General features: G+C 63.8%; 28 protein-coding genes and 1 other RNA gene. 13 read left to right on the top strand and 16 right to left on the bottom strand.

Annotated elements, in window-relative coordinates; all coding sequences use genetic code 11:
• Window positions 1–83: 83 nt before the first annotated feature.
• The gene (rpmE, locus tag ACRTG1_RS18725) at window positions 84–305 is read left to right on the top strand and encodes a 50S ribosomal protein L31 (RefSeq protein WP_113153252.1); all 222 of its coding nucleotides are present in this window, start codon (window positions 84–86) and stop codon (window positions 303–305) included.
• Between the two features lie 125 nt (window positions 306–430).
• Here rpmE and ACRTG1_RS18720 read toward each other — a convergent pair whose 3' ends face one another.
• A complete protein-coding gene (locus tag ACRTG1_RS18720; protein WP_113153253.1) occupies window positions 431–706 on the bottom strand; it encodes a SelT/SelW/SelH family protein in 276 nt (91 codons plus the stop codon).
• A 65-nt stretch (window positions 707–771) separates the two neighbouring features.
• Window positions 772–1,521, bottom strand: coding sequence for a YebC/PmpR family DNA-binding transcriptional regulator (locus tag ACRTG1_RS18715; RefSeq protein ID WP_113153254.1), 750 nt, complete (start codon window positions 1,519–1,521; stop codon window positions 772–774).
• 162 nt (window positions 1,522–1,683) lie between these two features.
• On the opposite strand from ACRTG1_RS18715, the gene ACRTG1_RS18710 reads away from it, so the two are divergent.
• Window positions 1,684–2,502, top strand: coding sequence for an MBL fold metallo-hydrolase (locus tag ACRTG1_RS18710; protein WP_432516816.1), 819 nt, complete (start codon window positions 1,684–1,686; stop codon window positions 2,500–2,502).
• A 2-nt stretch (window positions 2,503–2,504) separates the two neighbouring features.
• Here ACRTG1_RS18710 and ACRTG1_RS18705 read toward each other — a convergent pair whose 3' ends face one another.
• The 5 genes from ACRTG1_RS18705 to ACRTG1_RS18685 form a co-directional block, all read right to left on the bottom strand.
• Window positions 2,505–3,272: a TerC family protein gene (locus tag ACRTG1_RS18705; RefSeq protein ID WP_113153255.1), complete on the bottom strand. Its 768-nt coding sequence runs from the start codon at window positions 3,270–3,272 to the stop codon at window positions 2,505–2,507.
• A gap of 70 nt (window positions 3,273–3,342) precedes the next feature.
• A complete protein-coding gene (locus tag ACRTG1_RS18700) occupies window positions 3,343–4,167 on the bottom strand; it encodes a TIGR00282 family metallophosphoesterase (protein WP_113153256.1) in 825 nt (274 codons plus the stop codon).
• A gap of 102 nt (window positions 4,168–4,269) precedes the next feature.
• The gene (locus ACRTG1_RS18695; protein WP_432516815.1) at window positions 4,270–4,878 is read right to left on the bottom strand and encodes a 5-formyltetrahydrofolate cyclo-ligase; all 609 of its coding nucleotides are present in this window, start codon (window positions 4,876–4,878) and stop codon (window positions 4,270–4,272) included.
• A gap of 64 nt (window positions 4,879–4,942) precedes the next feature.
• Window positions 4,943–5,099: non-coding RNA, 6S RNA (gene ssrS / locus ACRTG1_RS18690), on the bottom strand.
• Between the two features lie 82 nt (window positions 5,100–5,181).
• Window positions 5,182–6,009, bottom strand: a complete 828-nt coding sequence (locus tag ACRTG1_RS18685) for a MipA/OmpV family protein (RefSeq protein ID WP_224924956.1) — start codon at window positions 6,007–6,009, stop codon at window positions 5,182–5,184.
• A 196-nt stretch (window positions 6,010–6,205) separates the two neighbouring features.
• Here ACRTG1_RS18685 and ACRTG1_RS18680 point away from each other — a divergent pair, with 196 nt between their 5' ends.
• Entirely contained in the window at window positions 6,206–7,042 is an 837-nt protein-coding gene (locus tag ACRTG1_RS18680) for an AAA family ATPase (protein WP_206546126.1), read from the top strand.
• 113 nt (window positions 7,043–7,155) lie between these two features.
• Complete coding sequence (locus ACRTG1_RS18675) at window positions 7,156–7,602, top strand: GNAT family N-acetyltransferase (RefSeq protein WP_113153259.1); 447 nt, start codon at window positions 7,156–7,158, stop codon at window positions 7,600–7,602.
• An 84-nt stretch (window positions 7,603–7,686) separates the two neighbouring features.
• Here ACRTG1_RS18675 and ACRTG1_RS18670 read toward each other — a convergent pair whose 3' ends face one another.
• On the bottom strand, window positions 7,687–8,169 hold the full coding sequence (locus ACRTG1_RS18670; RefSeq protein WP_113153260.1) for a hypothetical protein: 483 nt from the start codon (window positions 8,167–8,169) through the stop codon (window positions 7,687–7,689).
• Between ACRTG1_RS18670 and ACRTG1_RS18665 the strand changes: the two genes are divergently transcribed.
• Window positions 8,162–9,352, top strand: a complete 1,191-nt coding sequence (locus tag ACRTG1_RS18665) for a vWA domain-containing protein (protein ID WP_432516814.1) — start codon at window positions 8,162–8,164, stop codon at window positions 9,350–9,352. The two genes, ACRTG1_RS18670 and ACRTG1_RS18665, sit on opposite strands and share 8 nt — an antisense overlap.
• Before the next feature lie 15 nt (window positions 9,353–9,367).
• Here the strand turns inward: ACRTG1_RS18665 and ACRTG1_RS18660 are convergent, their stop codons facing one another.
• The 6 genes from ACRTG1_RS18660 to hemC all read right to left on the bottom strand — a co-directional run bounded on the left by ACRTG1_RS18660 (window position 9,368) and on the right by hemC (window position 15,594).
• Window positions 9,368–10,153, bottom strand: coding sequence for a glutamine amidotransferase (locus ACRTG1_RS18660; protein WP_299939116.1), 786 nt, complete (start codon window positions 10,151–10,153; stop codon window positions 9,368–9,370).
• A gap of 4 nt (window positions 10,154–10,157) precedes the next feature.
• Window positions 10,158–10,622, bottom strand: a complete 465-nt coding sequence (locus tag ACRTG1_RS18655; RefSeq protein ID WP_113153263.1) for a TerB family tellurite resistance protein — start codon at window positions 10,620–10,622, stop codon at window positions 10,158–10,160.
• 72 nt (window positions 10,623–10,694) lie between these two features.
• On the bottom strand, window positions 10,695–12,335 hold the full coding sequence (locus ACRTG1_RS18650; protein ID WP_432516813.1) for a heme biosynthesis HemY N-terminal domain-containing protein: 1,641 nt from the start codon (window positions 12,333–12,335) through the stop codon (window positions 10,695–10,697).
• Window positions 12,336–12,341: 6 nt separating this feature from the next.
• The gene (locus tag ACRTG1_RS18645) at window positions 12,342–13,853 is read right to left on the bottom strand and encodes a COG4223 family protein (RefSeq protein WP_432516812.1); all 1,512 of its coding nucleotides are present in this window, start codon (window positions 13,851–13,853) and stop codon (window positions 12,342–12,344) included.
• 102 nt (window positions 13,854–13,955) lie between these two features.
• A complete protein-coding gene (locus tag ACRTG1_RS18640) occupies window positions 13,956–14,663 on the bottom strand; it encodes a uroporphyrinogen-III synthase (RefSeq protein ID WP_432516811.1) in 708 nt (235 codons plus the stop codon).
• A 1-nt stretch (window position 14,664) separates the two neighbouring features.
• A complete protein-coding gene (gene hemC, locus ACRTG1_RS18635) occupies window positions 14,665–15,594 on the bottom strand; it encodes a hydroxymethylbilane synthase (protein WP_113153266.1) in 930 nt (309 codons plus the stop codon).
• Window positions 15,595–15,687: 93 nt separating this feature from the next.
• Between hemC and tsaD the strand changes: the two genes are divergently transcribed.
• The 8 genes from tsaD (at window position 15,688) to ACRTG1_RS18595 (ending at window position 21,794) form a co-directional block, all read left to right on the top strand.
• Window positions 15,688–16,773 (top strand): tRNA (adenosine(37)-N6)-threonylcarbamoyltransferase complex transferase subunit TsaD, encoded by a 1,086-nt coding sequence (gene tsaD / locus ACRTG1_RS18630; protein ID WP_432516810.1) that lies wholly within the window; start codon window positions 15,688–15,690, stop codon window positions 16,771–16,773.
• Window positions 16,770–17,792: an NAD(P)H-dependent glycerol-3-phosphate dehydrogenase gene (locus tag ACRTG1_RS18625; RefSeq protein ID WP_283799953.1), complete on the top strand. Its 1,023-nt coding sequence runs from the start codon at window positions 16,770–16,772 to the stop codon at window positions 17,790–17,792. The genes tsaD and ACRTG1_RS18625 overlap by 4 nt, the downstream gene beginning before the upstream one ends.
• A 16-nt stretch (window positions 17,793–17,808) precedes the next feature.
• The gene (locus ACRTG1_RS18620) at window positions 17,809–18,105 is read left to right on the top strand and encodes a YciI-like protein (protein WP_113153269.1); all 297 of its coding nucleotides are present in this window, start codon (window positions 17,809–17,811) and stop codon (window positions 18,103–18,105) included.
• On the top strand, window positions 18,105–18,530 hold the full coding sequence (locus ACRTG1_RS18615; protein ID WP_432516873.1) for an EVE domain-containing protein: 426 nt from the start codon (window positions 18,105–18,107) through the stop codon (window positions 18,528–18,530). The genes ACRTG1_RS18620 and ACRTG1_RS18615 overlap by 1 nt, the downstream gene beginning before the upstream one ends.
• Before the next feature lie 8 nt (window positions 18,531–18,538).
• A complete protein-coding gene (locus ACRTG1_RS18610) occupies window positions 18,539–19,195 on the top strand; it encodes a class I SAM-dependent methyltransferase (protein ID WP_283799952.1) in 657 nt (218 codons plus the stop codon).
• A gap of 57 nt (window positions 19,196–19,252) precedes the next feature.
• Complete coding sequence (locus ACRTG1_RS18605; protein WP_206546117.1) at window positions 19,253–19,660, top strand: DUF1761 domain-containing protein; 408 nt, start codon at window positions 19,253–19,255, stop codon at window positions 19,658–19,660.
• A gap of 102 nt (window positions 19,661–19,762) precedes the next feature.
• Window positions 19,763–20,035: a helix-turn-helix domain-containing protein gene (locus tag ACRTG1_RS18600; RefSeq protein ID WP_113153272.1), complete on the top strand. Its 273-nt coding sequence runs from the start codon at window positions 19,763–19,765 to the stop codon at window positions 20,033–20,035.
• A 70-nt stretch (window positions 20,036–20,105) separates the two neighbouring features.
• Window positions 20,106–21,794 (top strand): SulP family inorganic anion transporter, encoded by a 1,689-nt coding sequence (locus ACRTG1_RS18595; protein ID WP_206548401.1) that lies wholly within the window; start codon window positions 20,106–20,108, stop codon window positions 21,792–21,794.
• 63 nt (window positions 21,795–21,857) lie between these two features.
• Here the strand turns inward: ACRTG1_RS18595 and ACRTG1_RS18590 are convergent, their stop codons facing one another.
• Together ACRTG1_RS18590 and ftsY are read right to left on the bottom strand one after the other, a co-directional pair.
• Window positions 21,858–22,505 (bottom strand): septation protein A, encoded by a 648-nt coding sequence (locus tag ACRTG1_RS18590; protein ID WP_162742206.1) that lies wholly within the window; start codon window positions 22,503–22,505, stop codon window positions 21,858–21,860.
• 2 nt (window positions 22,506–22,507) lie between these two features.
• Window positions 22,508–24,250, bottom strand: a complete 1,743-nt coding sequence (gene ftsY, locus ACRTG1_RS18585; protein ID WP_432516809.1) for a signal recognition particle-docking protein FtsY — start codon at window positions 24,248–24,250, stop codon at window positions 22,508–22,510.
• Window positions 24,251–24,255: the final 5 nt, after the last annotated feature.

Raw genomic sequence — 24,255 nt, 5'->3', positions numbered from 1 at the left:
CCGCGGCTTCAAGTTTTCAAGATGGGTGCAATTGCCGCAAGTGCGGATCAGATTGCCATCCCGCCAGAACTCAGGACAAGACGATGAAAGCCGAAATTCATCCCGACTACCACATGATCAAGGTCGTCATGACGGACGGCACCGAGTACGAGACGCGCTCCACCTGGGGCAAGGAAGGCGAGACCCTTCAGCTCGACATCGACCCGTCCACGCACCCGGCATGGACCGGCAACCAGCAGTCCCTGATGGACCGCGGCGGCCGCGTTTCCCGCTTCAAGCAGCGTTACCAGGGCCTCGGCATCTAAGGTATCCTGCGGCCGGATGGCGTCATCCGGCATTTGCGGACACCGAGAGGCAGAGCCGACCGGAACGCAAAAGCGTTTTTACAGAGACCCGTCTCATCGAGGCGGGTTTTTTGTTGTCTGCTTGCCTACTTGTCTATGTGGCCAAGATCGCGCTCGGGATCGATCACGTCGCGCACACGCTGCTTCAGCGTCTTGGCGTCAGGAAAGCCGCCATCGTGCTTGCGCTCCCAGATGAGGATGCCGTTGCACGTGATCTCGAACACCCCGCCCGTGCCCGGACGCAGCGCGACTTCCGACAGTTCTGTGGAAAAAGTGGAGAGAAGCTCCTGCGCGAGCCATGCGGCGCGCAGGAGCCATTGGCACTGGGTGCAGTAGGTAATCGCGATACGATGCTGTTTCACGAGAACCTGTCCTTTGTTGCCAGACAGCCAAAAACTGCCGGGCCTGAAGCCCGGCAGAAGCGCAATCAGGCTGCGCTGAGTTTCGCGAGCGTTTCGTCGTCCACCTCGAAATTGGCGTAGACGTTCTGCACGTCATCGTCGTCTTCGAGGGTTGCAACGAGCTTGAGGATCGACTGGGCGCGCTCCTCATCGACCGGCGTGCCGGTCTGGGGACGCCAGATCGCCTTGACGGACTCGGCTTCGCCCAGAGCGCCTTCCAGCGCCGTGGTGACATCGCCGATATCTTCGAAGGCGCAGGTGATGACGTGGCCGTTTTCGTCCGACTGGACATCTTCGGCGCCGGCCTCGATGGCGGCTTCCATCACCGTGTCGGCATCGCCCTTGTCAGCCGGGTAGATGATTTCACCAACGCGGTCGAACATGAAGGAAACGGAACCGGTTTCGCCAAGCGATCCGCCTGCCTTGGTGAAGGCGGCGCGGATGTTGGAAGCGGAACGGTTGCGGTTGTCGGTCAGCGCCTCGACGATGACGGCGACGCCACCGGGACCATAGCCCTCGTAACGCACCTCGTCATAGTTCTCCGCATCACCGCCCGACGCCTTCTTGATGGCGCGTTCGATGTTGTCCTTCGGCATGGACTGGGCCTTGGCGTTCTGGATGGCCAGGCGCAGGCGCGGATTCATCGCCGGGTCGGGCATTCCCATCTTGGCAGCGACTGTGATTTCGCGCGCCAGTTTGGAAAACATCTTCGAGCGAACGGCGTCCTGCCGGCCCTTGCGGTGCATGATGTTCTTGAATTGGGAATGACCGGCCATGGGGCTCCTTCTCACGGTCTTTTGAAAGCAATGGAATACCGGGGCCTTATAGTGAAAATGCCGGCCAACGTCCAGAACCCGCGCACTGCAGCGATGGGGGCGGACATGGCGCAGAGCCGCGCTTTGCCCTACCATGGGCTCTTGCACACACGGGAGATGCCGATGACCGCCTTCCGACTGACCGCAGCCATTCTGACTTTATTGCTCGCTCCGCTGCCTGCAGCCCTTGCACAGACAAACGGGCAGATCGAGCGACCAAGCACCTGCCTCGCCATGGCGCAGGCGCTGCCAGGCGTGATCTACGCCTCGCTGGTGGCACCGGTCGCTGCAAGGGCCGACCCGGTGACCATCACCTATGCGGGCCATTCCACCTATCTGATCGAGACGCCGGCCGGTGTGACCATCGCCACGGACTTCGCGGGCATTTATGGCGCGAACCCGCCACCGCGCGTCGTGACCATGAACAGGGCGCATGGCACGCACTTCACGCGCAATCCCGACCCCGCCATAGAGCATGTTCTGCCGGGCTGGAACGAAGAGGGCGGGCCGGTGAAACACTCTCTGCTGGTTGAAGACGTCTATATCCGCAATGTGACCACCGACATCCGCCGCTATGGCGCGATGGAGCCGGACGCCAATTCGATCTTCATCTTCGAGGTCGCGGGGCTGTGCATCGGGCATCTGGGCCATCTGCATCACCGGCTGGACGACGGCCATTATGCGGCGATCGGAAGGCTCGACGTGCTGATGGTGCCCGTCGATGGCGGGCTGACGCTGTCTCTTGACGGGATGAGCGAGATTGCGCGCCGGCTTTCCTCGTCGGTGATCCTGCCGATGCACCGGCATTCGACACCGCTCAGCGCCTTCACGGGCCGTATGGGCGGTGGGTTCGAACTGGATTTTCGTGAGGGACGGTCGATCACCGTGGCGCTGGATAACCTGCCACGGCGACCGACAATCGTTATTCTAAACGGGGTTTAGGGCTACTTGCCCGCCCCGCCCTGCAGCGCCTTGGCGCGCGCACGCTTGCGGCGCGCCAGCATGTTGAGCGACTCGACCAGCGCCGAGAAACCCATGGCCGCGTAAATGTAGCCCTTGGGCACGTGGAAGCCCATGCCATCGGCGATCAGCGTCATGCCGATCATCAGCAGGAAGGCGAGCGCCAGCATGACCACGGTCGGGTTGGCCGCGATGAAGCGCGACAGCGGCTCGGCGGCGATGAGCATGACGGTCACGGCCGAGATGACGGCGATGAACATGATGGCGAGCTCGTTGGTCATGCCAACGGCGGTGATGATGGAGTCGATGGAGAACACCAGGTCGAGCAGCAGGATCTGAACGATCGCCGCACCGGCGGACATCGTGACCTGACCCATCATGTTTTCCTTGCCATCGTCGGGATCGACCGAATGGTGGATTTCCTTCGTGGCCTTCCACACCAGGAAGAGACCGCCCGCGATGAGGATAAGGTCGCGCCAGGAGAAGCCATGGCCGAACAGCTCGAACACCGGCTCGGTGAGCTGGACGATGATCGAGATCGTGCCCAGAAGCGCCAGCCGCAGGATCAGCGCGGCGCTGATGCCGATGCGCCGCGCACGCGCCTGCTGCTCTTTGGGCAGCTTGTTGGTGAGGATGGAAATGAAGATCAGGTTATCGATGCCGAGAACGATCTCGAGCACCACCAGGGTCACGAGCGCGACCCAGGCTTCCGGATGGGAGACAAACTCAAAGTGACCGGCAAGCCATTCCATGGCAGCACCCCTCGCTGGCAATTGTTCAAAATATAGCGTTTTGCAGAGTTATGCGCAGCCGCGCCCAGCGTCAACGCCAGAAGGCGGGAACGGTTTCCTCAAGGCGCGCACCAAGCCTGAGCGGTGCGATCTTCTCGCAAAGGCCCGTGCGGTCGGAGATTTCGAGCCCGACGCCGCAGATCGTTGCAGGACCGCTGGCCGCCTCGAACCGCCCTTTGGGCACCTTGGCGGTGAACCGGTTGAGGGGCTCTTCCTTGTCCATGCCAAGGGAAGAATCGTAATCGCCGCACATGCCGGCATCGGACAGATAGCCCGTGCCGCCGTTCAGGATCTGATGATCGGCCGTCGGCTGGTGCGTGTGGGTGCCCACGACAAGGCTCGCGCGGCCATCGACGAAATGGCCAAAGCACATCTTCTCGGACGTGGCCTCGGCATGGAAATCGAGAATGACGGCATCGGCCTGCTCGCCCAGCGGACAGGCGGCCAGCACATCTTCAACACAGGCGAAGGGATCGTCGAGCTCGGGATGCATGAACACCCGGCCCATGATGTTGGACACCAGAACCCGCGCGCCATTGCGCGCGATGTAGACGCCGGAGCCACGACCGGGCGTACCCTTCGGGAAATTCGCCGGGCGCAGGAAACGCTCCTCGCGCGGCGCAAAGGCCAGCGCCTCGCGCTGGTCCCACACGTGGTTGCCCGTGGTCACCACATCGGCGCCCGCATCCAGCGTGTTGCGGAAGATCTCTTCGGTGATGCCGAAACCGCCTGCCGCGTTCTCGCCATTCACGACCACGAAATCGAGCCGGAAATCAGAAATAAGGCCGGGAAGCTTTTCCCAGACCGCCGTGCGGCCGGCGCGACCGACCATATCGCCAAGAAACAAAAATCTCATGGGCCGCTTCTAGCGCATCGGTCTGAAAATCGGAATCGATTTTCGGGCCGTTTCGCAGATTCAACAAGGTAGTGCGTCCGAATGGACGCACGGCGCCCTAGATCAATTTTTCTGCGCGTGAAAACCGGAAATCTGCCGCAGGCCGCTTTCGGTGAGCATCTCGGGCAAACGCTCGTCATGCGGCTCGTCGGGCACGCCCGCGACCTCCTGGCAATCGAAGGCGATGCCGATGAGCCGGGGCGAAAGCCCCTGCGCCTTCAGCCGCGCGATTGCCCGGTCGTAATAGCCCGCGCCATAGCCGATGCGGTGGCCCCGCGCATCGAAGGCTGCAAGCGGCACGAGCATGATTTCGGGGTCAAGGACCGCCGCCCTGTCATCCGGTCCCCATGTGCCGAACCCCATATCGACCAGAGGCGCGTCGGGGCGGTATTCCCGGAAAACGATGGTGGTCCTGTCGAGGATGGCGGGCAGCGCGATCCGCGCCCCGCGCGCAGCCAGCACCGCCATCAGCGGGCGCACATCCATTTCAGAGCGCATTGGCCAGAAGCCCGAGACGACCGTGCCGGACCCGACTGCGATCCGCTGCGCCTGCGATGCCAGCGCCTCGGCCACTTCCGCACGCCAATCGGGATCGAGCGCATTGCGGCGGGCCAGCGCCTCGCGGCGCAACTGCTTCTTCTGTGAGGCCTGATCGTTCATCATGTCGCTCATGCGGCTCAATCACCATGAATGAAGCACGGAAGGAAGCGTGCTGACGACATTTGAAAAAAGAAAGCTGCGATCCACGGCGACCGATGGAATGCACGATCCCGGGAACCTACAACGTAGGTGGGCGCCGTGTAACCAAGCCCACGGGCGAGGTCAGGGACAGCTCCCTTAAGGATCGATAAGGCCCCGGGGAAAAAGATTCCTGTCGGGAAGCGCAGATCGCTGCGCGCAATATAGGGACGAGCCCCGGCCCGCGCCAGAGATATTCTGACGCCGGGCGCACAAGTTTCACAACCAAGTGTGACGTCAGTCGAGCGTGAAATCGAAACGGTAGGTGGAGGACAGACCAATCGTGAACTGATTGCGCGAACCGCGCTCGCGAACGAGGCTGGAATCGGCTGCTGCGCCCTTCAGGGACGCGTATTCGGCAAAGACGCTGGAGGTGAAGGCGTCGGTCACCTTCCATGTCACCGCACCGCCCACACCAAGCGATTTGAGGCCGCCGCCATCGGGCTGGTACTCGCTCAGTCCGGAGGCCGCAGCCTCTCTGGCATTAACGCCGTAATAGGTCTCGAAATAGTCCTTGCTGGCGAACGAGGCGCGCGGGCCACCCGAGATGCGGATATGCGGGGTCACATCGTAGAAGGCGTCTGCCGCCACATCGGCAACGAAACCGCTATGGGCGCGGAAACCGTGGCGCAACTCGCCACGCACCCGCAACCAGTCGGTCGGGTAGACCTCGGCGAAACCGCCGGCTTCCACGCCCCATTTGACCGGGTCGAGGCCCTTCAGGTCATTGGCGTCGTCCGCGTCGCGCTTGAAGAGAAACTTGCCGGTGAGGCCCGCCTCGAAGCCATGAGCCCCGAACAGGGCGAAGGAGCCATTGTCGTTGCGCGAGGAGAAACGCCTGTCATTGCCCTGACGGCCAACGGAGACCAGCGGCACCAGGCTGAAAAGATGACTCCTGGAGCCCTCGAACTCCGGCCGGAAAGCGCCACTTGCACCAACGGTCACCGACCAGTCACCCGACCAGAAGTTCTTGCCGGACCCGCCTTCCTGTGCGGAAGCGGGGGCGAGAGCGAGGGACGCCGCAACCAGAGGCGCGGACAGAATGGCGGCTAAATGTGGACGCAACGCAGAACTCCGAGAACCGGGAAAGCCGAAATGTCTAAAATACCCTCTTTTCCGTAAAGACCGGCTTAACGCTCTGTGAACCCTTGTCGAAACCGGCGCGTGCAGCCGGTAGAGCGCACAGATTGGCCGGCCGATGCTTGCGCTTGCCATGCCGCGCCAATAGGTTCACTGCGCACGGGAACAGGGAAGAGATTGCATGCGCTTCGAAGGCACGGCGGATTATGTCGCCGACAAGGATCTGATGGTGGCGGTGAACGCGGCGATTGCGCTGGAGCGGCCGCTTTTGGTGAAGGGCGAGCCCGGCACCGGCAAGACCGAGCTTGCCAAGCAGGTGGCCGCCGCACTGGGGCTGGACCTGATCGAATGGCATGTGAAATCCACCACACGCGCCCAGCAGGGGCTTTACGAGTATGACGCCGTGTCGCGCCTGCGTGACAGCCAGCTCGGCGACGAGCGCTTCAACGACATCAAGAACTACATCAAGCGCGGCAAGCTGTGGGAAGCCTTCGCGGCGGACCGCAGGACCGTTCTTCTGATCGACGAGATCGACAAGGCCGACATCGAGTTCCCCAACGATCTGTTGCAGGAAATCGACAAGATGGAGTTCTATGTCTACGAGACCGGCGAGACGGTGCGGGCGATCCATCGGCCCATCGTGATCATCACCTCGAACAATGAGAAGGAACTGCCGGACGCCTTTCTGCGCCGCTGTTTCTTCCACTATATCCGCTTTCCCGACGCCGAGACGCTGGCCGACATTGTCGAGGTTCACTATCCGGGTATCAAGAAGAACCTGGTGTCTGCCGCGCTCAGCCAGTTTTACGAGATCCGCGACGTGCCGGGACTGAAAAAGAAGCCCTCGACCTCTGAGGCGCTGGACTGGATCAGGCTTCTCGTTTCCGACGATGTGCAGCCGGAGGATCTGCGCGGGGATGCGAAAAGCGCCCTGCCCCGCCTGCACGGCGCGCTCCTGAAGAACGAACAGGACGTGCACCTCTTCGAAAAGCTCGCCTTCATGGCGCGACGGCAATAGACGGGCGGCTTTACCAGGCGCAAAGCCTTCATTTTTCTGGCCCTTGCCGGCGAAACCGCTACGCCGAACAGTGCGGGGCCGGACTGTGCGGGAAAGAGGAGGACGAGACCCGAATGACCGAAATCACCATCCGCCCGCTTGCCAGAAGCGACGAGCCCGAATGGCGCAGGCTCTGGACCGCCTATCTGGAGTTCTACAAGACCAGCGTTCCCGAAGAGGTCTATGCGACCACATGGGAGCGGCTTTTCGACGATGGCGACTATGAGCCGAACGGGCTGATCGCCGAGGTGGACGGGAAACCGGTCGGGCTGGTGCACTACATGTTCCACCGCACGTGCTGGACCGTGGGCAACAATTGCTATTTGCAGGATCTCTATGCCGACCCCGCGATACGCGGCAAGGGCATTGGCCGGGCGCTGATCGAGGCGGTTTACGAGAAGGCGGATGCGGCGGGCGCCGCCAATGTCTACTGGATGACGCAGGACTTCAACGAGACCGCCCGCAAGCTCTATGACCGGATCGCGAAACTGACACCGTTCATCAAGTACCAGCGGGGCTAGGACGCCGCGACTGGTTACGCTCCAACCCATTGAATCTGCGCATCGTGCTTTCCGAAAATCGATTCCGGTTTTCGGGCCGATGCTCTAGCCTGCAACGCGCCTTGAGCCGCGAGCCTTTTGAGCGATCAATTCGCTTTTTCGGAAATAGGCGAGGCCGGCCACAAACCAGAGATGGGCTAGCGGCCACTGGTTGCGGTGCTTCTTCATTCGTTTCTGATTGAAATATGGCCCCGACAGGAACTCCGGCAGCGACTGCTTACCCTTGGCCTGATTGCACTCCAGACAGCAAGGAAGGGTCAGCAGTCCGCTGGCGTGAACACGCGGAACCACATGATCGCGCGTTGCCTTGGTGGGTGGCAAACGGGTACCCGTTGCCGCCCGACGACGCATGGGAATGCCGCAATAGGCACACCAGTTCCTGCGGTCATCCTGCCACCAGAGACCGATAATGGACTCCGCCGAGCGAACGAGGGAATGCAGTTGGTCTGTTTCCATGACATCCCGTATATGAGAGACATTCCAATAGATCCCAAATGCAATCGGTAAGATTCTAAGCAAGATGTTCATCCCCTTCTTCCTTGAACTGAAAGCCGCGCGCGTTCCGGTGTCGCTGCGCGAATATCTTTCGCTGCTGGAGGGGATGGAGAAGGGGCTCGTCGCCTATGACGTGGAGGGATTTTACTATCTCGCGCGGGCGGCGCTGGTGAAGGACGAGCGGCACATCGACCGTTTCGATCAGGTTTTCTCGCAGGTCTTCAAGGGCGTGGAGGCGGTGTCGGGCGGCGATGGCGTAGACCCGCAGGCGATCCCCGGGGAATGGCTGAGGAGGCTGGCGGAAAAACACCTCAGCGACGAGGAGAAGAAGCTGGTCGAAGCCATGGGCGGTTTCGAGAAGCTGATGGAGACGCTGAAGGAGCGGCTGGCCGAACAGAAGGACCGCCACCAGGGCGGCAACAAGTGGATCGGCACTGCCGGCACCTCTCCCTTCGGGGCCTATGGCTACAACCCGGAAGGCGTGCGCATCGGCCAGCACGAATCGCGCCACCGGCGGGCGGTGAAGGTCTGGGACAAGCGCGACTTCAAGAATTTCGATGATGCGGTGGAGCTTGGCACGCGCAACATCAAGGTCGCGCTGAAACGGCTGCGCCGCTGGGTGCGCGAGGGCGCGGTGGAGGAATTCGACCTGCCCGGCACGGTGCAGGCGACGGCGGAGCACGGCTATCTGGACGTGAAAACGCGGCCCGAACGGCGCAACGCAGTGAAGCTTCTGATGTTCTTCGACGTGGGCGGCTCGATGGACGACCATATCCGCATTGTGGAGGAGCTGTTTTCGGCGGCGCGCGCCGAGTTCAAGCACATGGAATATTTCTACTTCCACAATTGCCTCTATGAAGGCGTGTGGAGGGACAATCGGCGGCGCTATTCCGAGGTGACGCCGACCTTTGACGTGCTGCACAAATACGGGCCGGACTACAAGGTGATCTTCGTCGGCGACGCGTCGATGAGCCCTTACGAGATTGCCTATGCAGGCGGTTCGGTGGAGCACTGGAACGAGGAAGCCGGCCATGTGTGGCTGAACCGCGTGCTCCAGCAATGGCCGAACGCGGTGTGGCTCAACCCCGTGCCGGAAAAGCACTGGCGTTACACGCACTCGGTCCAGATGCTTCAGGAGATCTTTTCCGGGCGCATGTACCCGATGACGCTTGCCGGGCTTGAAGCCGCCACGCGGGAACTTTCACGCAAGCACTGAGGTGGCCGGCTTCGGTTAGGCGAGGCCCCGGCGGCCTACCATGCGGCGGCCGGCGGGGTGCTGGCCCGTGGCCTCGTCACCGCTGTGCAGAGCGCCTTTGCATTCGCAATCGAAGATCAGTTCCAGAAAATCAACCAGCCAGGTTTTCAGGTGCCGGTCCCAGATGAGACGGCCACCCAGATGATCGCGGCCCTGCTGTGCGCCGGGCATGACGAAACGCTGCGCGCCGCGCACCACCCAGCGCTGCATCATGGCGCGGGTCAGCTCGGCGTGGAACTGCACGCCCCAGGCGTTTTCGCCATAGCGGAAGGCCTGATTGGGATAGTGTTCGGCAGTGGCCAGAAGGGTTGCGTCCTTCGGCAGCGAAAAACCTTCGCGGTGGAACTGGTAGACCATCTCGGGCCAGTGCAGGAGCCTGCGCCCGGCCTCGGTGGCGCGCAGCGGATACCAGCCGATCTCGACCAGCCCGTCATCATGGCTTCTCACCTGCCCGCCCAGATGCCTGACAAGCAATTGCGCGCCGAGGCAGATGCCGAGAAAGGGCTTGTTCTCCCGCAGGGGAACGGACAGCCAGTCCGTCTCGCGCCGCACGAACTCATCATGGTCGTTGGCGCTCATCGGGCCGCCGAACATGACGACGCCGGCGTGATTTTCCAGCGTTTCCGGTAAGGGATGACCGAGCGGCGGGCGGCGAATGTCGAGCGAAAAGCCACTCGCCTGCAAAACCTGACCAACACGCCCGGCGCTGGACGTTTCCTGATGCAGGACGATGAGGATCTTACGGCTCGGGTCTGTCTCCATGGGGCTAGGACTTGCTGTACTTCTCTTGCATTTCCTGGCGCAGAACCACCCGGTCGCGATTGTCGACGCCGATCAGCTCCGCAACGCGCCAGACGAGATTGTCTTCCAGCTCGTGCATCTCGCCATCGGCGAAGACGATGCCCCACATGAGACCGATGAAGGACTTGCGCGCATCGGCATCGAGATGCCGCTTCAAAACGCTGGTGAAGGCGTAGAGGTCGATGGCCTCCTGCTCGGCCTTTTCACCGGCTTCAAGGAGGTTTTCCAGCTCCGCACCCGTGACATTGTAGGTCTGGGAGAGGGTCTCCTTGAGCTTCTCGACTTCGGAAGCCTCGCGGATGCCGTCTGCATCGAGCACGTGGAAGAGCAGCGCGGCAGCGGCGACGCGCGGGTCGTCCTCGGGCCTGAGGGTGGTCTGCCGGCTACCGCCGGGAAGGTCTTTCAGAAAGGACAGAATGCTGTCGAACATGAGCGTGATTGCGATCCGGTGCCTGGGGGAAGCGCGATCCGCCCCGAAAGGGCGAATCGCAGTGCATGATCATTAGAATAGGCGGAAGCGGCCCGACGTCGAGGCGTCCTTGTCATCCGGCTCCACACCGGGGTCATCCGGGATGGGCGGTTTGACGGGCTCTTCGGCCTCCTCCGGCGCAGCTTTCTGCCCGTTGACCGGCGCTGGAGTTGCAGGCGGTTCGGGGGGCTGCGGCGGGGTTTTTGCCGTTTCCGGGGAAGGTTCCGAGGGCTTTTCCGGTTCCTGAGGCTTTGCGGCGGGTTCCGGCTTTACCGTTTCGGCCTCGATCACCACGGTTTCGGCTTCTGCCGTTTCAGGCTCTTCCCTCGGCGCGGGAATGGAAGGAGCGGGCGAGAAATCCTCCTCGCTCTCCACGACCTGCGCCAGCCGCTCCATCGGCATGCGCCATTCGAACGCGTCGAGCTTGCCGGTGACGGGCGAGATGGGCGCCCAGCGTTCGGCCACATAGCCATCGGCCACCCAGGCGGGATCGCGCGGCGCGCGCAGGGCCTTGGCGAGCCACTGGCGCACACGCCCCTGATCGCCGGTCTCGGCCTCTTCGATATCGGCCATCAGCAGATAGACGCTCTCGCGCGGGCCGAGACGGGCTGCGGCCTCGCAGGATTCGCGCGCAAGCTGGAACTCACCGGCATCAAGCGCGGCGCGGCCAACGATCAGCGCCGATTCGACATTGTTGCGCTTCAGCGACTGGAGTTTTTTGGCGCGGGCAAGACGGTCATGCGTGGAATCGCCGGGGCGCGCATGGATATAGACATCCGCGATTTCGGGATGCGGCTCCTTCTTCCAGACGGTCTCCAGAACCTTGGAGCCCTTGCGCAGCTCGTTCTGGCGGAACAGGGCCCTTGCCGCAGTGACAGCCGCCGGCACGAAATCGGGCCGAAGCTTGTGGGCTTCGAGGGCGGCGGTTCGGGCGGTCTGCGGGTCGGCGTCAAGCACGTCCATCGCCTTGGCGGTGAGGAGTACGGCGCGGCGGCTGGCGACGCTCTCGCGCTCGTCCTTGCCGGTCGCCTTGCGGCTGTCGAGCAGCTTCAGCGCGCCATCCCATTCGCCCTCGCCGGTCTTGCACTCAAGCGCAGCATTGACGGCCCATTCGAGCTGCGGCGCGGCCTCGACGGCGCGCTCGGCATAGTGGCGCGCGGCATCGCGCTCGCCCAGCCGCTCGGCCTCAAGATAAAGCCCGCGCAGGCCCAGAAGGCGCATTTCGGGATCGTCCAGCATGGCGGTGAACTTGTCGCGCGCCGCCTGACGGTCGCCATCAAGGAGGGCTGCCTGCGCATCGAGCAGGTGGATGAGCGGTTCCTGATCGGCGGAAATGAGCTTGGCGGCCTGCTGGCTCATGCGACGGGCCAGACCGCCATCGCCGGCGCCTGCGGCGATCATGCCGGTGGAAAGCGCCTGATAGCCACGGTCGCGGCGGCGCACCCGGAAATAGCGGGCGACAGTGTAAGGGCTCGTCCAGATGCTGCGGATCAGCCACCACAGGATCATCACCGCAGCGACGATGGCCACGATGCCGACCGCCGCCACCATGAGCGAAACCTCATAGCGGTAGCCGGAGAAGGTGATTGCCAGGTCGCCCGGACGCTCGGCCAGCCAGGCAAAGCCCAGCCCCAGAACGAAGACAACGACGAGGTAGAAGAGAATACGGAACATCTGCGCTTATGCTCCCTTCAGCGCATCGGCGAGCGCCTTGTTCAAGATCTGGTCGGCGGCCTGACGCGCCTGAAGCTTGTTGGCGAAATCCGCCGCAGCCTGCTTGCCGGCCTCCGGCAGCGTCTCATATTCGGCGAGCGCCTTCGCATAATCATTGGCGACGACCGCCGCCTCCATGCGCGCGGCGATGGCGTCCGGGCCTTCACCTTCAACGCTGCCTACCGGGCGCACCACCACGAGCGAGCGGGCGCTGGCCATCAGATTGTCGATGATGCCGCCTCCGCCATCTCCGGCCTCGCGGGTGACGGCGGCGACGATGCTGCTCGCCACCGCAGGCGCTTCTGCGGCAAGCGTGGCGCGGCTCGGCACGCCGGATGCGGCGTTCGCCTCAAGCGGCGCAAGCGCCTCGGCCTCGCCCGCCGGCGCAATGGCGGTGTAGGTTTCAAGCTCGCTGGCATAGGGCGTGCCGCGCTCGACCGCCGATTTGAGCGTGGTCGCAGCGATGACGAGCGCCATGCGCGGCGCGGCGTCCGCCTCCTGCACCTGCGCCTTCAGCGCATCAAGCTCGCTCTTGAGCGTGGATAGGGTCGTCGCATTGCCGGACGCCGACTGGTTTGCGGCGCGCGCAGCCTCGGTCGCGCCCTGAACGGCGGTTTCCATGGTGGAAAGCTGCGCGGTCACGCCCTCCAGCGCCGCACCGGCATCGCCGGACGCCGAAAGGCTGGCCGTCTGCTCTTCAAGCGTTGCCAGGCGCTGCGAAAGCGCTTCGAGCCCCGGCCCCTCGCCTGCCGCACCGGACGACATCGATTCGCGCAGGATGGTGATCTCATCGCCCAGCTCGGCAAGGCGCTGCTCGGTCGCACCGGCGCGCGCACTGGCCTCGCTCAAAGCGGCAGTGACGGCTTCGCTTTCGCCTCCGGCGGCGGGCTGTTCGTTCAGCTTGCTCTCAAGTGCTGCAACCTGCTGGCGAAGCACCTCGACCGCCGGGTCGGGCGCATTGCTCTTCGTGTCGAGCGCGGGCAGAACGCCAGCCCATTGAAGGCCACCGGCAATGGCGAGCGCAACGACGCCACCGACAACACCGCCGGCAAGGGCGCGACCCGCGCCGCCGCCGCTCTTGGCCGGGGCGGGAGTAGCGGGAGTGGAGGCTTCAGGCTTTGCGGACTTCGCTGCCTGATCGTCTTGCCGTGCACCGGCATTGCCGGGTTTCGCGTCCCGACCGAAACCGGCATCCTTCGACGCGGGCTTGTCTTTGGGCGAAGTGGAGGCCTTGTCGTCCTTCGCAGCAGCAGAAGAAGCCGGCTTTGCGGCAGCTTCGGCCTTCGCGGCCTCAGGCTTTGCGCTGTCCCTGACGGCGTCAGAAGGCTTCTGCGCTTCCGGTTTGGCTTCCTGCTTGCTGGTATCGCCGGGCGCGTCGGGCGTTTCCACCTTCTCCCGCTTTACCTGATCGGGATCCAGATCGATGGTCACCGGCTCCTTCTGGGTTTTGGAATGACGCGTTCTCGGCGTTTTGACCATCAGGCAACTCCGCTGCAAAAGGCTGTTCCTGCACTATGTGCAGTGCATATAAGTTCCTATCACACCCGCATGTGGTGAAAACAGGGGCGAGCGCAATTGACGTTAAGTCTTTAGCAGAAGCAGCAAACGGTCTTCCGCCGGAAAATCCGCAATTCGGGCGGTTTTTGCGACATCAGGCCCCAAAGCTTCGGCAATGCGCTCGGAGAGGCAATAATATGTCGCAGCCGCTAATTTTTTCCCAACGCCCGACCGCGCCATGAGACGCGCAAGCTGGACGGCCCCATTGGCCGAATAAAGCAGCACATCATCGACCGGACGGTCGCCGATGAGCGACTGGACGGCGGCGTCGGAAGGCTCAAGCGGCAGCGTGTCGTAGATCTCGATCAGGCGCGGCCTGTGGCCGAATTCCATCAGCCGCGTTTCGAGTACGTCACGGCGCACTTGGCCGCAAAGCACCGTCACATGACAGGGGGCGGCAAAGGCGGCGTCGATGCGCCGGGAAAGCCGTTCGGCGTCACCCGCCTCATCATCCACCACATGGAGCCCGGCAGCACGTGCGGCATCGCCCGTGCGGCGGCCAACGGCGTAGACGGGCTTGCCCTTCAGCGCGTCGAAAACGGATTGCGGCGCATGGCGGATGGCATTGGGGCTGGTGACAGCCACCACATCCACCGCCTCGGCGTGTATGGCGGCAGGAAGCGGCACGGTTTCGGTGAGCGGCAGGACGAGCGGCTCGAAACCCATTTCGGCAAGCCGTCTGGCTGTTTCCGATGCGCCCGGTTCAGGGCGCGTGACCAGCACCCGCCGCATGCTAGAGCCAGCTGTCGAAGAACCGCGTGCCCGCCTTTTCGCGCACGGCGGCGCCAGCTTCCGCGCCGAGACGAACGGCATCCGCTGCCCGGCCTTCGGTCTCGATGTCATGCACCTCACGCCCGTCGGGCGTCAGCACCAGACCGGAAAAGCGCAGCATGTCACCCTCGATGCGGGCAAGGCCGGCAATGGGGGTGCGGCAGGAACCGTCCAGCGCGCCGAGAAAAGCGCGTTCGCAAAGAAGCGCATCGCCCGTTTGGGGATGATGGATCGCGGCAATCATCGGCCCGATGCGCGCATCGCCGATGCGGCTTTCAATGCAGATTGCACCCTGCCCGAGTGCGGGCGGGAAACGTTCGGGGTCCATGATTTCGGTGGCGATGTGCGGCACGCCCAGCCGGTTGAGCCCGGCAAGTGCGAGAAGCGTGCCCTCGGCAACGCCCTCATCCAGCTTGCGCAGGCGCGTCTGCACATTGCCGCGGAACATGCCGACTTCGAGATCGGGGCGCAGCCGCAGGACCAGCGCCTGACGGCGCAGCGACGATGTGCCGAGCTTGGCGCCCTGCGGCAGATCCTCAAGCCTGGCGATGGAGCGGCCGATGAAAACATCGCGCACATCTTCGCGTTCGAGAAAGGCGGAAATTTCGAGCCCGTCGGGCAGAACGGTGGGCATGTCCTTGGAGGAATGCACGGCCAGATCGATCCGGCCATCGAGCATGGCTTCCTCGATTTCCTTGGTGAAAAGCCCCTTGCCGCCGGCCTGCGAGAGCGGGCGGTCCTGAATCTGGTCGCCCGAGGTGGAGATGACGACGATCTCAAACGCGTCTTCGGGCAGGCCATGCGCCGCCATGAGGCGCGCGCGCACCTCTGCCGCCTGAGCCACTGCCAGAGCGCTTCCGCGCGTGCCGATCTTCACCACATCAGTTTGCATGCCGTCATGTCCGTGCTAACCCGCATCCGAACCGGATGCACCACACCCCTAACGGGGATTGGCGGCGACGGCAACATGAGCAGGTAAGGCTGAATGACGCGCATCCTTGGCATCGAGACGAGTTGCGACGAGACGGCAGCCGCCGTGATCGATGATCGTGGCGGCAAGACCGAGATACTTTCCAATGTGGTTTTTAGCCAGATTGCCGACCATGCAGCCTTTGGCGGCGTGGTGCCGGAGATCGCCGCGCGCGCCCATGTGGAGGCGCTGGACGGCGTGATCAAGGCGGCGCTTGAGGAAGCAGGCGTGTCGCTCACCGAGATCGACGCCATCGCGGCAACGGCGGGGCCGGGCCTGATCGGCGGGCTGATCGTGGGCCTGACCACCGCCAAGGCGATTGCGGCGGCGAGCGGCAAGCCCCTTGTTCCCGTCAATCACCTGGAAGGCCATGCGCTGACGGCGCGACTGACGGACGGGATCGAATTTCCGTATCTGCTTCTGCTCGTTTCCGGCGGGCACACGCAGATCGTTCATGTGGAAGGTGTGGGGCGCTATCAGCGCTGGGCATCCACCATCGACGATGCGCTGGGCGAGGCGTTCGACAAGACGGCAAAGCTGCTTGGCCTGTCCTATCCCGGCGGCCCCAGCGTGGAAAAGGCGGCCGCAGGCGGCAACCCCAAGCGCTTTGCCTTTCCGCGTCCGCTGAAAGGCGAGGCGCGGCCCGACTTTTCGTTCTCCGGCCTCAAGACGGCGGTGCGGCGCGAAGCCTCTGCGCTGGCCCCGCTCGGCGAGGACGACATTGCCGATATCTGCGCCTCCTTCCAGCAGGCGGTGACGGAAACGCTGAGCGACCGGGTGAAGCGAAGTCTGGAACGCTTCCGTGAAACCCATCCCGACATCGAAACGCCGGCGCTTGTGGTGGCGGGCGGCGTGGCGGCCAACCAGGCAATCCGCACCGCGCTCGACACGCTGTGCGACAAAATCGGTTTCCGCCTCATCGCACCGCCGATCCGGCTGTGCGGCGACAATGCGGCGATGATCGCCTGGGCGGGTCTGGAGCGGCTCAAAGCGGAGCTTGGCGAGGACGATGCGCTCGGCTTCGCGCCACGCCCGCGCTGGCCGCTGGATCAGGCTGCGACACCACTTTTCGGCACCGGAAAACGGGGAGCCAAGGCATGAGCGAGACATCGTCCCAGACGTCATCCAAGTCATCGGCCCAGAAATGGACCATCGCCGTTCTGGGCGCGGGCGCATGGGGCACGGCGCTCGGCGCGACCATGCTGACCGGCGGCCATCACGCCCGGCTCTGGGCCCGTGACGAAGCGCTGGCGCGCTCGATCAATGACGATCACGTCAACAGAAGGTATCTGCCGGGGATCACGCTCGATGCCCGGCTTAAGGCGACAAGCGAAATGCAGAGCGCGCTTGAGGGCGCTGACTGCGTGCTGGCGGTGACGCCGGCGCAGACGCTGCGCACGGTTCTCGCCGACGCCGCCCCGCATGTGGCAAAGGGTGTCCCGATTGTGCTCTGCGCCAAGGGCATTGAGCGCGAGACGGGCAGGCTGATGTCCGAAATCGCCGCCGAGGCGCTGCCGGAGAACCCGGTGGCCGCCCTCTCCGGCCCAAGCTTTGCCAGCGATCTGGCAAGCGGCCTGCCGACCGCCGTGACAGTTGCGGCGCAGAATGCCGATCTGGCGGTGACGCTCGCCGAACGGCTCTCCGCGCCGCGCCTTCGCTGCTATTCGACCGACGACCTGACCGGCGTGGAGATTGGCGGCGCGTTGAAGAACGTTCTGGCCATCGCCGCCGGCGCGACCCATGGCGCTGGCCTTGGCGCGAGCGCATCGGCGGCGCTGATCACTCGTGGATTCGTGGAGCTGCGGCGGATCGGCGAGGCTTTTGGGGCGCGGCCCGACACGCTGATGGGGCTTTCGGGCCTCGGCGACCTGATCCTGACCTGCGGCTCGGAACAATCGCGCAATTTTGCCTTTGGGGCAGCGCTCGGACGCGGGGAAAGCCTTGAGGGCCGACCGCTGGCGGAAGGCGCGCATACGGCGGGGATTGCCGCGCGCATCGTGCGCGAACGCGGCCTCGAGGCACCCATTATCGAAAGCGTGACAGAGCTTCTCAAAGGCAGGCTGACCGTGCAGGCCGCCATGGAAGCCCTGCTTTCACGCCCGCTCAAAAGCGAAACATGACACGGAGGGAAACACCATGATCTTCGCCATTATCTGCAAGGACAAGCCAGGCCATCTCGAAACGAGACTGGGTACACGACCCGACCATGTGGCGTATCTGAACGGGCTCAATGAAAACGGCGCGCTGAAGTTTGCCGGTCCCTTCCTCGACGCCGAGGGCAAGCCCTGCGGCAGCCTTGTGGCGGTGGAAGCCGAAGACGAAGCGGCGGCGGAGCTGATCGCCGCAGCCGATCCTTACGCCCTTGCGGGCCTGTTCGAATCCGTTGAAATACGGGCCTGGAACTGGGTCTTCAACAATCCGGAGAACGCATGATGGCCTATTGGCTGTTCAAGTCCGAGCCTTCCACCTGGTCGTGGGAGATGCAGAAGAAAAAAGGCGATGAGGGCGAGCAGTGGGACGGCGTGCGCAACTATCAGGCACGCAACAACATGCGCGAGATGAAGATCGGCGACCGCGGCTTCTTCTACCACTCGGTCAAGGAAACCTCCGTGGTGGGCATCGTGGAAGTGTGTGCGCTGGCGCATCCCGACACGACGACCGATGACCCGCGCTGGGAATGCGTGGACATTCGCGCGGTGGAAGAGATGCCCCGCCCGGTGACACTGGCGGAGATCAAGGCCAATCCGATGCTTTCGGAAATGGTTCTGGTCAACAATTCCAGGCTTTCCGTGCAGCCGGTGCGGCCGGACGAATGGGCCGAGATCTGCCGCATGGGTGGCCTCAAGAAAATCCCCTGAGAACGCGCATGAGGCGAATCACTGCGGACAATGCGGCGGCGTTCATCCGCGCCAACACGGCGCTGACGCGGCCGCCGCATGTGCCCGAGATCGCCCTTCACCTGGCCGACGAGGCGCACGACCTCTGGCAACGCACCGAAGAGGAGCTTGCCGAAATCGGTCTGCCGCCGCCCTTCTGGGCCTTTGCCTGGGCGGGCGGACAGGGGCTGGCGCGGTATGTGCTCGACCATCCCGAAACCGTGCGCGACCGCACCGTGCTGGACTTCGCCACCGGCTCGGGACTGGTCGCCATCGCCGCTGCAATGGCGGGCGCCAAACGCGTGACGGCGGCGGATATCGATCCGTTCAGCGCACCGGCCTGCGCGCTGAACATGGCGGAAAACCACGTATTGTTCGAAACCACGCAGGACGATCTCGTCGGACTGACGGACGGATGGGACGTGGTGCTGGCGGGCGACGTTTTCTACGACAGGGCCATGACCGAGACGCTGACGCCATGGTTCGAACGGCTTTCACGGGCCGGCTCCACCGTGATTGTCGGTGATCCCGGCCGCAGCTACCTGCCGCGCGAGCGCCTTTCCGAACTCGCCGTCTACACCGTGCCGGTGACACGCGCGCTGGAAGATGCCGAAGTGAAACGCACCACAGTCTGGCAATTCACTTGACCACTCCGGGGGGCATGGGTTCAATCCCGGCTCAAGACATCGGAGGAGGAGGACACGATGGATTTTGCGGGGCTCAATTTTCTTGCCATTTTTGTGGCGGCGGTGGCCGCCTGCCTGTTCGGAGCGCTCTATTATCGCGCGCTGGGAACGGCATGGATGAAGGCCGCACGCATCAAGCCCGAAGAGGCAAAGATGACGCCCCCACTCGTCATTGCCGCGTTTGTGGCGGAGCTGATCATGGCGTGGGTGCTGGCCGGGGTGATCGGCCATCTGGGCCTGGGCCAGGTAACATTCTGGAACGGCATTATCTCGGGCGCATTCCTGTGGCTCGGCTTCATGGCGACAACCGTGGTCGTCAACCAGCGCTATCAGGGCTTCGGATGGACGCTGAGCGTGATCGACGCCGGCCACTGGCTGGGCGTTGCGCTGATCATGGGCGGCATTATCGGGTTATCGGGTGCCTAGGGCCAAGGCTCCAAACATCATTAATTGATGTCAGAGCATCAAAAGTGATGTACTAGACATCAATAGTGAAAGATATTATATGCATCCTAAGACGGAGCGCCAATGATTACCGCCGCACAAATGCGCGCCGCCCGCGCCCTTCTGGGCATCGACCAGAAACAGCTGGCCGAGTTAGCGGGCGTTTCCCTGCCCACCATTCAGAGAATGGAGGCCAGCGAAGGCAATGTGCGCGGCGTGGTCGACACGCTGTCCAAGGTGGTCGAGGCGCTGGGCGCCGCCGGCATCGAGCTGATCGGTGACCATGCGCCCAGCCTCGGCACCGGCCGCGGCGTGCGCTTCAGGGAGCCGACCCCGGCAAAGGTGAAATCCGTCTGAGACGAAATGCAACGGCGACCGCCTGCAAGACGCCGACGGCCTTCCGCTGCCGATGGTATGAGGCTTTCCCATGCAGGCGAGCGCCACGCGCCCCGGTTTCACTGCTCTTTTCACGCCCAAACTGCTGACCGTGCTGCGCGAGGGCTATGGCCCTGCCGCGCTCAAGGCCGACATTGTTGCCGGCCTGACGGTTGCGATCATCGCGCTGCCACTGTCGATGGCCATCGCCATCGCTTCGGGCGTGCCGCCGGAGCGCGGACTCTACACGGCCATTGTCGGCGGCTTTCTGGTTTCAGCGCTTGGCGGCAGCCGGTTTCAGATCGGCGGACCGGCGGGCGCGTTCATCGTGCTCGTTTTCGCAACGGTGCAGGCGCACGGCATAGACGGGCTGATCCTCGCCACCTTCCTCTCCGGCTTCATCCTGCTTGCCATCGGCTTTCTGCGGCTGGGAACCTTCATCAAATATGTGCCCTACCCGGTCACGGTGGGCTTCACCTCCGGCATCGCTGTCATCATCCTGACGAGCCAGCTCAAGGATTTCTTCGGCCTGACGCTGTCGGGCGCGGAGCCCGGGCCCTTCATCCCCAAATTGCAGGCGCTGGCGGAAGCCGCGCCGACGGTGAACGCCGCAGCACTTTTGCTGGCGCTTGGCTCGGTGGCCGTGATCGTCGGGCTGCGCCGCTGGCGGCCGCACTGGCCGGGCTTTCTGATCGCCGTGGTGGCGGCCACGCTGGTCGCCTGGGCGCTGGGTCTGCCGGTGGAAACCATCGGCTCACGGTTCGGCGGCATTCCGCAAATGCTGCCCGCCCCGCATCTGCCGGACCTGAGCACCGAAAAGATCATGGCGGTTCTGCCCGCCGCTTTCTCGTTTGCGCTTCTGGGCGGTATTGAGAGCCTGCTTTCGGCGGTGGTGGCCGATTCCATGACCGGCCGGCGGCACCGCTCCAACAGCGAACTGGTGGCGCAGGGCGCGGCCAATATCGGTTCGGCGCTGTTTGGCGGCTTCTGTGTGACGGGCACCATTGCGCGCACGGCCGCCAATGTGCGGGCCGGCGCACGCGGGCCTGTTTCGGGCATGCTGCATTCGCTGTTTCTTCTGGCATTCATGCTGGTGGCCGCGCCGCTGGCGCGCTTCATCCCGCTTGCAGCCCTTGCTGCCATTCTGGCCGTGGTGGCGTGGAACATGGCGGAGAAGCACCAGTTTGCAGCACTGCTGCGCTCATCGTGGGGCGACGCGGTGGTGCTTCTGGTGACGTTCCTGCTGGTGGTGTTCCGCGACCTGACAGAGGGCATTCTGGTGGGCTTCGGCCTCGGCGCGCTGCTCTTTTTGCACCGCATGTCGGAAGCGGTGCGCGTGGAGCATGGCGTTTCATCGCTGAGCGACCAGCCAGACAGCGGCGAAGGCCCCTATTCGGCGGCGAACGCGACGGATGACGATGTGGTGGTCTACCGCATTGCCGGCGCGTTCTTCTTCGGCGCGGCGGCTGCGGTGGGGGCGGCGCTCGACCGGATCGGCGGCCAGCCGAAAGCCTATGTCATCGATATCGGTTCGGTGAGCTTTCTCGATTCCACGGCGGCCGCGACCATTGAAGGTTTCGTGCGCAAGGCGCGCCAGCAGGGAACCAATGTCTATCTCGCGGGGGCGAGCCAGCCGGTGCGCAAACTGCTGCGCACACACGGGATGCGGCCACCCGCACTCCGGTTCTACAGCCGGCTGGACGACGCCATCAGCGCCGCAAGGCGGGATGCCGCCGGCTAGAGCGCCGTGCGTCCATTCGGACGCACAAAGGACGCTCTAACCTGTTGAATCTGCGCATCGTGCTTACTTGGTGGGCTCTTCCAGCGAGTGCTTCATGATGAGCGGCATCTGGCTCATCGTGAAGAGAATGGTGATCGGCATGATGCCCCACACCTTGAAGGCGACCCAGGTGTCGGTGGAGAACATCCGCCACACCACTTCGTTGACCACCGCCAGGAAGATGAAGAACAGGCCCCAGCGCAGGGTGAGTTTGCGCCAGCCTTCCGCATCCAGCTTGAAAGCGGAATCGAACACATAGCCGAGCAGCGACTTGCCGAAGGCGAGACCGCCCAGAAGCACCACGCCGAACAGCGTGTTGACGATGGTCGGCTTCATCTTGATGAAGATTTCGCTGTGCAGGTAGAGCGTCAGCGCGCCGAACACGAACACCACCACGCCCGAAACGAGCGGCATGATGGGAAGGGTGCGCGTGAGGACCCAGGAAACGGCGAGCGCAATGGCCGTGGCGGCCATGAAGAGCGCGGTTGCAACGAACAACGGGCCACCGAGCTCCGCCAGCGCGGGAAAGCGCCCGACCAGCCACTCGCCGCGCGAATTGGCGAAGAAGAACACCATGAGCGGCCCCAGTTCCAGCGCCAGCTTGAGGATCGGGTTGATCTCCTTGCGCTTGGGATCGGCGGGGTCGCGTTCAAAGATGTGTTTCTCGCTCACGCTTATGCAACTCCTGCAATCGCCTTGGCGAAATCACTCGCCGAGAAGGGTTCGAGATCGTCGACCTGCTCGCCGACGCCGATGAAATAGACCGGCAGCTTGTGCTTGGCGGCGATGGAAACAAGGATACCGCCGCGCGCCGTGCCGTCGAGCTTGGTCATGACCAGACCGTTCACGCCCGCAACATTGCGGAAGATTTCGACCTGATTAAGGGCGTTCTGCCCGGTGGTCGCGTCAACCGTCTGGAGGACGGTGTGCGGCGCATCGGGATCATGTTTGCCGAGCACGCGCACGATCTTCTCAAGCTCCGCCATCAGCTCCGCCTTGTTCTGAAGACGGCCGGCGGTGTCTATGATCAGCACGTCGGAGCCGGCCTCCTTCGCCTTTTCATAGGCATCGAAGGCAAGACCCGCCGCATCCGCGCCGAGCTTTGAGGAAACGACCGGCGAGCCGGTGCGTTCGCCCCAGATCTTGAGCTGCTCGATGGCGGCGGCGCGGAACGTGTCGCCAGCGCCCAGCGTGACCTTGAGCCCGCCCTCGGTGAGCTTTGCAGCCAGCTTGCCGATGGTGGTCGTCTTGCCGGTGCCATTGACGCCAACCACGAGAATGACATGCGGTTTGTGCGAGAGGTCGAGTTCGAGCGGCATGGCGACCGGTGCCAGGACCTTCTCGATTTCCTCGGCCATGACGGCCTGCACTTCCTCGCCCGACACATCCTTGCCGTAGCGGCCCGACGCCAGCGCATCGGTCACGCGCATGGCGGTCTCAAGGCCGAGATCGGCGCGCAGCAGAACGTCTTCGAGATCCTGAAGCGTGTCTTCGTCCAGCTTGCGCTTGGTGAAGACGCCGGCGATGGAATCGCGCAGCTCGCGCGACGAGCGCGACAGCCCCTCGCGCAGACGCTGAAACCATGGCTTGCGCGGCTGCGGCGTTTCCTGTTCGGGAGCCTTCTCTTCCACGCGCTCGACGGCTTTGGAGACGGCGACCTTGCCGGCGGCAGCGGCTTGCGCGGCATCAGGTGACGGCGTGATGTCGTCAACGTCGCGCTGCCCCTCATCCTCACCTTCTCCCCGCTTGCGGGGAGAAGGAGTCGCGGGCGCTGCGTCCGGTTCTTCGGCCTTCGGTTCCGGGGCTTCGTCGGCAACGGTCTCTTCCGCAACCTCAATGACGGGCTCCGCTTCCTTCTCCCCGCCTGCGGGGAGAAGGTGGTCCGAAGGACCGGATGAGGGGCGGGCGTCATCGGTCGAGGGTGTCGGCGCGGCTTCTACTGCAGGCGTGTTATCGTCGGCGTCGCGCTGCCCCTCATCCTCACCTTCTCCCCGTTCACGGGGAGAAGGTGGCGCGAGCGTTGCGTCTGAAACTTCGACCTTTGGCTCTGGCTCTGGCTCTGGCTCTGGCTCTGGCTCTGGCTCTGGCTCTGGCTCTGGCTCTGGCTCTGGCTCTGGCTCTGGCTCTGGCTCTGGCTCTGGCTCTGGCTCTGGCTCTGGCTCTGGCTCTGGCTCTGGCTCTGGCTCTGGCTCTGGCTCTGGCTCTGGCTCTGGCTCTGGCTCTGGCTCTGGAACGACTTCAGGAGCAGCCGGCTCTTCCGTCAAGGGTTCGGACGGTTCGGAAGCCGGGGCGGCGTCAGCCGGTTGCGCCGCAGCGGCGGCGTCCGGCGTTTCGGTCTCGGTGACCTCTTCTGGCGGTGTCTCCTCGGCCTCTTTCTTGCCGAACGAGAAGACCTTCTTGATAAATCCGAATGCCATGCCTG

It is taken from the genome of Nitratireductor sp. PBL-C9 (assembly GCF_050877045.1).
In the GTDB taxonomy this organism is placed as follows: Bacteria; Pseudomonadota; Alphaproteobacteria; order Rhizobiales; family Rhizobiaceae; genus Nitratireductor; species Nitratireductor aquimarinus.
The sequence above is the reverse complement of the archived record's forward strand: the minus strand, read 5'-3'. Positions and strand labels throughout refer to the sequence as shown.